This window comes from Tenacibaculum sp. Bg11-29, assembly GCF_002836595.1.
In the GTDB taxonomy this organism is placed as follows: Bacteria; Bacteroidota; Bacteroidia; order Flavobacteriales; family Flavobacteriaceae; genus Polaribacter.
The window spans coordinates 1491313-1503916 of sequence record NZ_PJBB01000003.1 but is presented as its reverse complement, the minus strand read 5'-3'; the positions used below and the strand labels follow the sequence as shown (position 1 = coordinate 1503916).

Sequence of the window (12604 nt, the reverse complement as noted above, 5' to 3'; positions counted from 1 at the left end):
ATACGAGCGGAGTCGAGAACTATAAATTTTAAAGTCCATCATTAATTTGATGGACTTTTCTTGTATTGAGCGTAGTCGAAAGATGGGCGTTACCACAAGGGTCGCGCTTTCCGTACTCGCTTTTTATTCATACTTCATAAAAGAGCTCAGTCAAAACTTCAATCGCTAACGCAACGTGTACTTATGTCGCTAATCTTTAAATTCAATGTTATGTAAATGCAAACCAGAAGCTGGGGCAATATTCTTTATAAACTCAATATCTGATGCAGGATTTAAACTTTCTTTAATAAAATTTAAATCAACCTCTCCTTTACCTAAATCATGTAATCCACCCATAATTAAACGAATTTGATTTCTCAAAAAACCTTCTCCTCTAACTATTAATACAAAGCTTTCTTTTGGAAAAAAAGAAGCCGTTAATTCAGTGTTTTTTTCAATTCTACAAGACACAATTTCTCTTTCAACCTTAGTTTCTTCAGATGGTTTTGTACAATATCTTTTAAAATTATGTAATCCTTCAAAGAACTTGGCTCCTTCTTTCATCAAATCAACATCTAAATTTTCTCTAAACCTAGTTAAAAATGGAGCAGCATATGGATGATTTTTTTCTCCGTATGAAAAGTAATATCGATATTCCTTTAACTTCGGATGCTGAATAATATTGAAATTTCTATCAATATCTTCAATCTTTAAAGCTCTCATGTCTCCAGGAGCATTTGCATTAAAGTCTATCATAAATTGATCAAAATCTACTTTCTCATCAATAAACAATTGAAAAGCAAAATGAGTTGCAGATACTCTTGCGTCAGTTCTACCAACACCCAAACTTTTAAGACGAATTCCTTTATAGATAAACTTTAATGTTTTGTCTAAAAAAAGATGTCCCGTTTTTAAGTTTGGTTGCTTTTGCCATCCATGAAACCTGAATCCTAAATATTGAAGCGTAACTAAATACGTGTGCTTATAATTCATCATTATAATAAACCGTATGATTGTTTCGCTATTTCTAACTCTTCATTTGTAGGAATTACTAATATTTTTACATTAGATGTTTCTTTATGAATTTCTGTTAATACTTTTGCTCGCATATCGTTTTTAACTTCATCTAATTCTATCCCGAAAAACTCCATAGAATTACAAACTAATTTTCTAATAAGAACTGAGTTCTCACCTATACCTGCTGTAAAAACAATAGCATCTAACCCATTCATAGCTGCAATATAAGAACCTATATACTTTTTAATTCGGTATGCATTCATGTCTAAAGCTAACTGACAATTTTCATCTCCTTTTTCCGCCGCAGCTTCAATATCTCGCAAATCACTAAATCCAGTTAACCCCAGCATTCCGCTTTCTTTTTGCAACATACTATTTACATAATTCACATCATAACCAAGATTATTTATCAAATAGAAAATTAAAGAATGATCAATATCACCACAACGTGATCCCATAATTAGTCCTGTTACTGGCCCGAAACCTAAACTATGATCAATACTATTTCCGTTTTCGATAGCAGTAATACTACAACCATTTCCTAAGTGAATTGTAATAATTTTAGATTTTTCTTTACCTAAATACTCAATTGTTTTTTCCGATACATATTTATGACTCGTTCCATGAAAGCCATATAATCGAATTTTATCTTCTTCTAAAAATTTATTCGGAATTGCATATTTATATGCTTTTACAGGGATCGTTTGGTGAAACGCTGTATCAAATACTGCAATTTGTTGAGCCTTTGTAAATATAGTTTCTGCAACTTTTATCCCTTCTAAATTAGCTGGGTTATGTAATGGTGCTAATGAAAATAATTCCTCTATTTTTTCCTTAACTTCATCTGTTACAACCGTAGTTTTTGTAAATGAATTTCCTCCATGCACAACTCTATGAGCTACTATTTGAATATCATCTGTAGAGGCTATTACACCTACATTTTTATCAAGCAATAAACCAACTACTTTTTCTAAACCTGCTTTATGATCTTTAATTTCAATTGCTTCTTCAATATCATTCTTTACTGATTTGTAATGAACATTACCTACTTCTAATCCAATTCTTTCTATCAATCCAGAACAAATCACTTCTTGTTGTGGCATTTCAAATAATTGATATTTTATAGATGAACTACCAGAATTTATTACTAATATTTTCATATTTATTTATCTTGAGCTTGAATTGCAGTTAAAATTATCGTGTTAAAAATATCATCAACAGTACATCCTCTACTTAAATCGTTTACAGGTTTATTTAATCCTTGTAACATTGGACCAATTGCTAATGCACCAGTTTCTCTTTGTACTGCTTTATAAGTATTGTTCCCTGTATTTAAATCTGGAAAGATTAATACATTTGCTTGGCCTGCTACATCTGAATTTGGTAATTTCTTTTTACCAATAGCTGGGTCAACTGCTGCATCGTATTGAATTGGTCCTTCAACTTTTAAATCTGGTCGTTTTTCTTTAATAATTTCTGTTGCCCTTCTAACTGTATCGACATCTTCTCCTTTTCCAGAAGCTCCAGATGAATAAGATAACATTGCAATTTTAGGATCAATTCCAAAAGCAATACTAGAATCCGCAGATGAAATTGCTATTTCAGCTAATTCTTCTGCTGACGGATTTGGATTAATTGCACAATCTCCAAAAACAGAAACCCTATCTTCTAAACACATAAAAAAAATAGATGAAACTACTGAAAATCCAGGTTTCGTTTTCACAAACTGTAATGCTGGTTTAATAGTATGTTGAGTAGTATGCGCTGCCCCAGAAACCATTCCATCTGCAAGGCCTTTATGTACCATCATTGTTCCGAAATAAGAAACATCTCCCATTAAATCTTCTGCCATTGCAGGGCTTAATCCTTTATGTTTTCTTAATTCATATAATGTATTAGAGAAATCGTTGAAATAATCAGACTCAATCGGATTGATAATTTCGGTTTTATCAAAATCAAAAGAAATGTTTAATCGTTTTATCGAAGCTTCAATGTTTACTCTTTTACCTAAAATAGTTAATTTAACAATATCTGATTTTTGAAGTTGTGAGGCAGCTATTAAAATCCTGTCATCATTTCCTTCAGGCAGTACAATATGTTTTCTTACTTCTTTTGCTTTTTTAAACAGATTGTATTGAAACATTCTTGGTGTAAGAATATCTGTTCCTTTATAACTTATTAATTTATCATTCAGCGTTTTAACATCTACGTATGTTTCAAATATATTTAAAGACATTTTAATTTTGTCAACATTCTCTGCATATATATGAGATCGAACATTTCCTAATTTAGTCGTAACAGCAAAAGTTCCTTCTTTAACCCATAAAACAGGTACAATTTTTTCTAAACCTTCAATTAATTTAAGTATTGATGGATTTAATTCAATACCACCAGTAAGTACGATACCAGATATTGAAGGATAATTCGTAGAAATATTCGCTTGTAAAGTACCTAATAATATATCAGATCTATCTGCAGGAGTAACTACAACACTACCTTCTGTTAAGTGATGTAAAAAATGAGATAATTGCATTGCTCCTACCTTAATGTCACCTGTTGTATTATTTAATAATTCTTTTCCAAATAATACATCAGCATTAATTTCTTTTAAAAATTCTTTAACCGTTGGGTTATTTAATTTTTTATTAATTGGTATTGCGTTAATTGAAACTGAATCAGGTAAATTTCTACCAACTTCTTCTATAATAATACTAATGTTTGTTTCTTCAACTTTATTAGCTATCACCGATATAACCTCTACATCTTTATTTACAAAAGAATCATAGGTTAATTTTAAACTTTGAATAAACTCATCAAGTGTTTTATTTACTCCTCCCGAAACTATAATAACAGGAACTCCAAGATTCTTAGCTATTAACACATTTAAGTCCATTTCAATAATAGCTCCATGGTCAGAAAAATCTGTTCCTTCAACAATTACAAAATCATTTTTATCTTCTAGATTTTTATATTTTTCAATAATACTAGTCATCACTTCATCCTCTTCGTCATTATTTAATTTATTAATTAAATCTGATCGTGTAAAAGCATAGCAATCGTCGTAAGAACATTTTATATTAAAATAATTAAGAACTGTATTAATATGATTATCTCTTTTATCACCTATTTGATTATCAATTATAGGTCTAAAATATCCAACTTTTGGTTTTTTACGAAGCAATAATTGCATTAAGCCCAGACTCAGCATTGACTTTCCTGAATTTGCTTCACTTGCAGCGATATAAACAGCTTTATTCATATTTCTTATTTTATGCAAAATTACACGAAATAAAATTAATTTTTTATGATAATTGTTGGTATAATTACCAAATAAATAAAATTATAACTATATATAAACAAATTAATTTAGAGTTATTCTTCTTTTATACTTTCAATCCTAATTAAAAACTAGATAATAATGTTATTTTTTGAGTATAAAACATTATTAGAAATAGAATATTAAAGTGTGTCATCTTTTTAAGGCATTCTATTCTTATAATCTTCTACAGCATAACTATCTTTTTTCTAATAAAATTATTTATCACTATTTAAATAAAGATCATTCTATATAAAGCTTCATACTTAGATATTCGTTGTTTTCATTTGAGTTTAGGGCAAAAAAAAACCTCAATCTATAACTAGATTGAGGTTTAAAAGAAAGGCAACGACCTACTCTCCCACCATTGGCAGTACCATCGGCGCAAATGGGCTTAACTTCTCTGTTCGGGATGGAAAGAGGTGAGCCCCATTGCGATAATCACCTTAAATTGTTTCAGTATATTACAACTGTATAAGTTAACATATTAGTAAAATCATATCGTAAATTATCAAAAGAGTTTGCGTCCCGACCCGAAGGTCGGGAACTATACATAAGCCTATGGGTTATTAGTAATACTCGGCTATGACATTACTGCCTTTACACCTGTATCCTATCAACGTGGTAATCTTCCACGACCCTTTAAAGAAATCTCATCTTGTGGTGGGTTTCGCGCTTATATGCTTTCAGCGCTTATCCCTTCCCAACGTAGCTACTCTGCAATGCTCCTGGCGGAACAACAGATACACCAGAGGTTAGTTCAACTCGGTCCTCTCGTACTAAAGTCAAATCCACTCAAATTTCTAACGCCCACAGCAGATAGAGACCGAACTGTCTCACGACGTTCTGAACCCAGCTCGCGTGCCACTTTAATGGGCGAACAGCCCAACCCTTGGGACCTTCTCCAGCCCCAGGATGTGACGAGCCGACATCGAGGTGCCAAACCCCCCCGTCGATGTGAGCTCTTGGGGGAGATCAGCCTGTTATCCCCGGAGTACCTTTTATCCTTTGAGCGATGGCCCTTCCATGCGGAACCACCGGATCACTATGCTCTACTTTCGTACCTGATCGACCTGTATGTCTCTCAGTCAAGCTCCCTTATGCCATTGCACTCTACGCACGGTTACCAAACGTGCTGAGGGAACCTTTAGAAGCCTCCGTTACTCTTTTGGAGGCGACCACCCCAGTCAAACTACCCACCACGCACTGTTCTCATTGCTGAGTTAGATTCTAGATAAGCAAAGGGTGGTATTTCAAGGACAACTCCACAACGCCTAGCGACGCCGCTTCATAGTCTCCCACCTATCCTACACATTACTTATCCAAAACCAATACGAAGCTATAGTAAAGGTTCACGGGGTCTTTTCGTCCCGCTGCGGGTAATCGGCATCTTCACCGATACTACAATTTCACCGAGCTCATGGCTGAGACAGTGTCCAGATCGTTGCACCATTCGTGCAGGTCGGAACTTACCCGACAAGGAATTTCGCTACCTTAGGACCGTTATAGTTACGGCCGCCGTTTACTGGGGCTTCATTTCATTGCCTCGCCGAAGCTAACAACTCCACTTAACCTTCCAGCACCGGGCAGGTGTCAGGCCTTATACATCATCTTTCAATTTAGCAAAGCCCTGTGTTTTTGATAAACAGTCGCCTGGACCTTTTCACTGCGGCCCATCCGAAGATGGGCGACCCTTCTCCCGAAGTTACGGGTCGATTTTGCCTAGTTCCTTAGCCATGAATCACTCGAGCACCTTAGAATTCTCATCCCAACTACCTGTGTCGGTTTACGGTACGGGTTCTTATAATCTGAAGCTTAGAGGTTTTTCTTGGAAGCCTTTAGGCACACTATCAACGCATCCGAAGATTTGTTGTACTATCACATTTCACCTAGATCAGCGGATTTACCTACTGTTCCAATAGCTACATGTTTCAACGAACTATTCCGTCAGTTCGCGGTGCTTTCATTACTCCGTCACCCCATCGCAATTATAAGAAGTACAGGAATATTAACCTGTTATCCATCGACTACTCCCTTCGGATTCGCCTTAGGACCCGACTAACCCTCAGCTGATTAGCATCGCTGAGGAAACCTTAGTCTTTCGGTGAGGGGGTTTCTCGCCCCCTTTATCGTTACTTATGCCTACATTTTCTTTTCTATCCGCTCCAGCATACCTTACAGTACACCTTCGGCGCAAATAGAATGCTCCCCTACCACTTAATTAATTTAATAACTAAATCCATAGCTTCGGTAATATGTTTATGCCCGATTATTATCCATGCAAAACCGCTCGACTAGTGAGCTGTTACGCACTCTTTAAATGAATGGCTGCTTCCAAGCCAACATCCTAGCTGTCTAAGCAGTTTCACCTCGTTAGTTCAACTTAACATATATTTGGGGACCTTAGCTGATGGTCTGGGTTCTTTCCCTCTCGGACATGGACCTTAGCACCCATGCCCTCACTGCTGAGTAACATTTTATAGCATTCGGAGTTTGTCAGGAATTGGTAGGCGGTGAAGCCCCCGCATCCAATCAGTAGCTCTACCTCTATAAAACTTTCGCTCAACGCTGCACCTAAATGCATTTCGGGGAGTACGAGCTATTTCCGAGTTTGATTGGCCTTTCACCCCTACCCACAGGTCATCCAAAGACTTTTCAACGTCAACTGGTTCGGTCCTCCACTGTATGTTACTACAGCTTCAACCTGCCCATGGGTAGATCACTCGGTTTCGCGTCTACTACTACTAACTATGGTCGCCCTATTCAGACTCGCTTTCGCTACGGCTCCGGACCTTAAATCCTTAACCTTGCTAGTAACAGTAACTCGTAGGCTCATTATGCAAAAGGCACGCCGTCACACAGTAAATGTGCTCCGACCGCTTGTAGGCGTACGGTTTCAGGTTCTATTTCACTCCCTTACTTAGGGTTCTTTTCACCTTTCCCTCACGGTACTAGTTCACTATCGGTCTTTCAGGAGTATTTAGCCTTACCGGATGGTCCCGGTGGATTCATACAGGATTACTCGTGTCCCGCACTACTCAGGGTACTGCTATATTATCTTCGCTTACCTATACTAGACTATCACTATCTTTGGTTTGTCTTTCCAGACAATTCTAGTTCACTTAGATTCTAATGTCGCAGCCCTACAACCCCAATACTGCCGTAACAGTATTGGTTTGGGCTAATCCGCGTTCGCTCGCCACTACTAACGGAATCACTATTGTTTTCTCTTCCTCCGGTTACTTAGATGTTTCAGTTCACCGGGTTTGCCCCTATTGCTAGGTAACATGTCTTCAACATGCTGGGTTGCCCCATTCGGAAATTAACGGATCATAAAATATGTGCTTCTCCCCGTTACTTATCGCAGCTTATCGCGTCCTTCATCGCCTCTGAAAGCCTAGGCATCCGCCATACGCCCTTATTTAGCTTATTGTACTTTTTGCTCTAAACATAAATGTTTAGAACGAGCTCTTTATAATTTATTATAAAAATATTGTTGTTAATCTTTCAATTAACTCTCTATCTTGATTTCTTTACGATATCATTTTACCAATATGTCAATGAACATGGCGAATCGCAATTGATAAGTATTTTATCAACTTTAATTCTGCAATACTCTTGGAATAATTTTACTTATCCCTAGGCATTACCTAGTGGAGAATATCGGAGTCGAACCGATGACCTCTTGCGTGCAAGGCAAGCGCTCTAGCCAACTGAGCTAATCCCCCATTATAAATCCTAGAATACTATTCAGAGATTTGAATGTCGAATCCTCTAATTTCTAGAATTTCCTTTCTAATAACTTGCCTTTTTGTAGTCTCAGGCAGACTCGAACTGCCGACCTCTACATTATCAGTGTAGCGCTCTAACCAGCTGAGCTATGAGACTATAATAGCTTGTTATTAGTGTTTTTTAAAATTAACAGCAAAGAGTAAAATTTCCTTTTGTAACTCACCATCTTTCTCTAGAAAGGAGGTGTTCCAGCCGCACCTTCCGGTACGGCTACCTTGTTACGACTTAGCCCTAGTTACCAGTTTTACCCTAGGTCGCTCCTTGCGGTAACGAACTTCAGGCACTCCCAGCTTCCATGGCTTGACGGGCGGTGTGTACAAGGCCCGGGAACGTATTCACCGGATCATGGCTGATATCCGATTACTAGCGATTCCAGCTTCACGGAGTCGAGTTGCAGACTCCGATCCGAACTGTGATATGGTTTATAGATTCGCTCCTGGTCGCCCAGTGGCTGCTCATTGTCCATACCATTGTAGCACGTGTGTAGCCCAGGACGTAAGGGCCGTGATGATTTGACGTCATCCCCACCTTCCTCACGGTTTGCACCGGCAGTCTCGCTAGAGTCCTCAGCATTACCTGTTAGCAACTAACAATAGGGGTTGCGCTCGTTATAGGACTTAACCTGACACCTCACGGCACGAGCTGACGACAACCATGCAGCACCTTGTGATCTGTCCGAAGAAAACTCTATCTCTAAAGCTGTCAGACCACATTTAAGCCCTGGTAAGGTTCCTCGCGTATCATCGAATTAAACCACATGCTCCACCGCTTGTGCGGGCCCCCGTCAATTCCTTTGAGTTTCAGTCTTGCGACCGTACTCCCCAGGTGGGATACTTATCACTTTCGCTTAGTCACTGAGTCGAAACCCAACAACTAGTATCCATCGTTTACGGCGTGGACTACCAGGGTATCTAATCCTGTTCGCTCCCCACGCTTTCGTCCATGAGCGTCAGTATATACGTAGTAGACTGCCTTCGCAATCGGTATTCTAAGTAATATCTATGCATTTCACCGCTACACTACTTATTCTATCTACTTCCGTATAACTCAAGTCAACCAGTATCAAAGGCAGTTCCATCGTTGAGCGATGGGCTTTCACCTCTGACTTAATTGACCGCCTGCGGACCCTTTAAACCCAATGATTCCGGATAACGCTTGGACCCTCCGTATTACCGCGGCTGCTGGCACGGAGTTAGCCGGTCCTTATTCTTACAGTACCGTCAAGGATCTACACGTAGATCGGTTTCTTCCTGTATAAAAGCAGTTTACAACCCATAGGGCAGTCTTCCTGCACGCGGCATAGCTGGTTCAGAGTTGCCTCCATTGACCAATATTCCTCACTGCTGCCTCCCGTAGGAGTCTGGTCCGTGTCTCAGTACCAGTGTGGGGGATAATCCTCTCAGACCCCCTACCTATCGTTGCCATGGTAAGCCGTTACCTTACCATCTAGCTAATAGGACGCATAGTCATCTTGTACCCATAAATGTTTAATTAATAAGTGATGCCACTCATTAACATTATGGAGTGTTAATCTTCATTTCTAAAGGCTATCCTCCTGTACAAGGCAGATTCTATACGCGTTACGCACCCGTTCGCCGGTCGTCATCTGTGCAAGCACAATGTTACCCCTCGACTTGCATGTGTTAAGCCTGCCGCTAGCGTTCATCCTGAGCCAGGATCAAACTCTTCATTGTATATTTTAAATAATATTAATGAATAAGTTTCAAAAGAATTTAACTTAATTAAAAGTTATGGTTATTCTACTCTTTGTTTACGCTGTCAATTTCAATATTTTCAATGAACGTGTCGAGTTGACACTTCAAGTGTTTTCAACTTGATTGCCCTCTCAGACTTTTGTAGAAACGTTAGAATCGAACTAACTGATTTTTATTAATAAATCATTTCCAAATTTTCTTGATTTTTTCGCTTTCTTAAAGCGGTTGCAAATCTACAAACTATTTTAAAACTGACAAAACTATTTTTGAAGTTTTTTTTAATTTGTTTTTGCTGTATTTTAATGAACTATCGTCTTTAAAACGGACTGCAAATATACTTTCTTTCTTTCGATTTAAACAAATTATATTTAACTTATTTTTAACCTTTTATTGAAGATATAATAACAACTATTTTAATGAACTTTTACCAATCTCAAACTTGCGTTTTACCCTTAGCGGGTGCAAATATAGATTCCTTTTCTAACATGACAATACTTTATTTTGCCTTTTTTTATTGTTTCTTACTCTTAGCCTATTTATCAATCTCTTAACTACAAAATTGTATATAAGTATACTTAATTCACATTACGAAAAACACCTCGCGAGAAGGATTGAACGGTTTGTTTGAGCTCTTTTTATCTTGAAAAGTAAAAAAGCGAGTAGTGAAAGCCTGACAATTTTGAAAAAATTGACTCGCCATAAAAACATTGTACCTATTATATTGTACAAAAACAGGTTTTACAATATCTTTGCCTCTTAAAATTCTCACTTGTAAGAGAATTAAATATAACACATATATATAATGATCAAAATTACATTACCAGACGGTAGCGTCAAAGAGTTTGAAATAAACAGCACACCTATGGATGTTGCTAAAAGCATAAGCGAGGGATTTGCTAGAAATGTTATTTCTGCTAACTTTAATGGGATAACCATTGAAACCTCTACCCCACTTACTACAGATGGCTCTTTAATACTATATACATTTAATGACAATGACGGAAAGAAAGCATTTTGGCATTCTTCTGCTCACGTATTAGCACAAGCTATTTTAACTTTTCATCCAAATGCTAAATTGACAATTGGACCTGCTATTGATAATGGTTTTTATTATGACATTGACTTAGGAGATGGAACTATTTCTGATAAGGATTTCTCTGCGATTGAAAAGAAATTTTTGGAATTCGCTAGAGGGAAGCATGAGTTTAAATTACGTTCAATTTCTAAAGCAGATGCTTTAGCTTATTATAAAGAAGAAGGAAATCAATACAAAGTTGAATTGATTGAAAATTTAACTGATGGAGATATTACTTTTTGTGACCATAGTGACTTTACTGATTTATGTAGAGGTGGACATGTTCCTAATACTGGAATTCTAAAAGCTATTAAAGTGATGAGCGTTGCTGGTGCTTATTGGAGAGGTGATGAAAAGAATAAGCAATTAACACGTATATACGGAGTTAGTTTCCCTAAACAAAAGATGCTTACTGAGTATTTGGAGTTATTAGAAGAAGCTAAGAAACGTGATCACAGAAAACTAGGTAAAGAATTAGAGTTATTTACATTTTCTCAAAAAGTTGGAGCTGGTTTACCTTTATGGCTACCTAAAGGAGCTGCACTTAGAGGTCGTTTAGAAGATTTCTTAAAGAAGGCTCAGAAGAAAGCTGGGTATGAAATGGTAATGACTCCACATATTGGGCAAAAGGAACTATACGTTACTTCTGGACATTATGAAAAATATGGAGCTGATAGTTTTCAACCAATAAAAACTCCTAAAATGGATGAAGAGTTTTTATTGAAACCTATGAACTGCCCTCATCACTGTGAAGTTTATAACTTTAAACCACATTCGTATAAAGATTTACCAAAACGTTTTGCAGAATTTGGAACTGTATATCGATATGAGCAAAGTGGAGAACTACACGGATTAACTCGTGTAAGAGGATTTACACAAGATGATGCTCATATTTTTTGTACGCCAGAACAACTGGATCAAGAATTTAAAGATGTAATTGATTTAGTATTATACGTGTTTAGATCTTTAGGTTTTGAAGACTTTACAGCTCAGGTTTCTATTAGAGATATGGAAAATCCAGATAAATACATCGGTGATGTTAATACATGGGAACTTGCAGAGCAAGCTATTATTAATGCTGCTACTGATAAAGGTTTAGATTTTGTTGTAGAAGAAGGTGAAGCTGCTTTTTATGGACCTAAATTAGACTTTATGGTAAAGGACGCTTTAGGCAGAAGTTGGCAGTTGGGAACGATACAAGTAGACTATAATTTACCTAAAAGATTCGAATTAACCTATAAAGGAGCCGATAATCAGTTACACCAACCGGTTATGATTCATAGAGCTCCATTTGGCTCTATGGAACGTTTTATCGCTGTGTTATTAGAGCATACAGGCGGAAATTTCCCTCTTTGGTTAACTCCAGATCAAGTTATCTTATTGCCTATCAGTGATAAATATCAAATATATACTAAAAAAGTTTTAACTTTGTTAGAAAATTCCGAAATTCGCGCCCTCGTAGATAGTCGAAGTGAGAAGACAGGAAGAAAGATTCGCGATGCTGAAGTGAGCAAAATACCATTTATGGTTATTATAGGCGAAAAGGAAGAACAAGACGGCACGGTATCTGTAAGAAAACACGGTGAAGGAGATATTGGAACATTCACTATAGAAGAATTTATTTCTTTAATACAAAACGAGGTTAACAAAACATTGGTTCCTTTTGGAAACTAAAAAAAAGAATAATAATTTAAAATCATGAGTCATAGC

General features: G+C 37.0%; 4 protein-coding genes, 2 tRNA genes and 3 rRNA genes. 1 reads left to right on the top strand and 8 read right to left on the bottom strand.

Annotated elements, in window-relative coordinates; all coding sequences use genetic code 11:
• Positions 1–189 precede the first annotated feature (189 nt).
• The 8 genes from CXF68_RS06670 to CXF68_RS06635 all read right to left on the bottom strand — a co-directional run bounded on the left by CXF68_RS06670 (position 190) and on the right by CXF68_RS06635 (position 9798).
• Positions 190–972: a tRNA pseudouridine synthase A gene (locus CXF68_RS06670; protein WP_101047386.1), complete on the bottom strand. Its 783-nt coding sequence runs from the start codon at positions 970–972 to the stop codon at positions 190–192.
• A 2-nt stretch (positions 973–974) separates the two neighbouring features.
• Entirely contained in the window at positions 975–2156 is a 1182-nt protein-coding gene (locus tag CXF68_RS06665) for an acetate/propionate family kinase (protein ID WP_101043548.1), read from the bottom strand.
• Positions 2157–2158: 2 nt separating this feature from the next.
• The gene (pta, locus tag CXF68_RS06660) at positions 2159–4255 is read right to left on the bottom strand and encodes a phosphate acetyltransferase (RefSeq protein WP_101043547.1); all 2097 of its coding nucleotides are present in this window, start codon (positions 4253–4255) and stop codon (positions 2159–2161) included.
• A gap of 397 nt (positions 4256–4652) precedes the next feature.
• Positions 4653–4761, bottom strand: a 5S ribosomal RNA gene (gene rrf / locus CXF68_RS06655).
• Between the two features lie 100 nt (positions 4762–4861).
• Positions 4862–7745: ribosomal RNA gene (locus CXF68_RS06650) — 23S ribosomal RNA — on the bottom strand.
• A gap of 221 nt (positions 7746–7966) precedes the next feature.
• Positions 7967–8040 (bottom strand) — tRNA-Ala (locus CXF68_RS06645).
• Between the two features lie 86 nt (positions 8041–8126).
• Positions 8127–8200, bottom strand: a tRNA-Ile gene (locus CXF68_RS06640).
• 80 nt (positions 8201–8280) lie between these two features.
• A 16S ribosomal RNA gene (locus CXF68_RS06635) occupies positions 8281–9798 on the bottom strand.
• Together the 16S, 23S and 5S rRNA genes with 2 tRNA genes alongside form the textbook arrangement of a ribosomal RNA operon.
• An 823-nt stretch (positions 9799–10621) precedes the next feature.
• On the opposite strand from CXF68_RS06635, the gene thrS reads away from it, so the two are divergent.
• A complete protein-coding gene (gene thrS, locus CXF68_RS06630) occupies positions 10622–12568 on the top strand; it encodes a threonine--tRNA ligase (RefSeq protein WP_101043546.1) in 1947 nt (648 codons plus the stop codon).
• Positions 12569–12604: the final 36 nt, after the last annotated feature.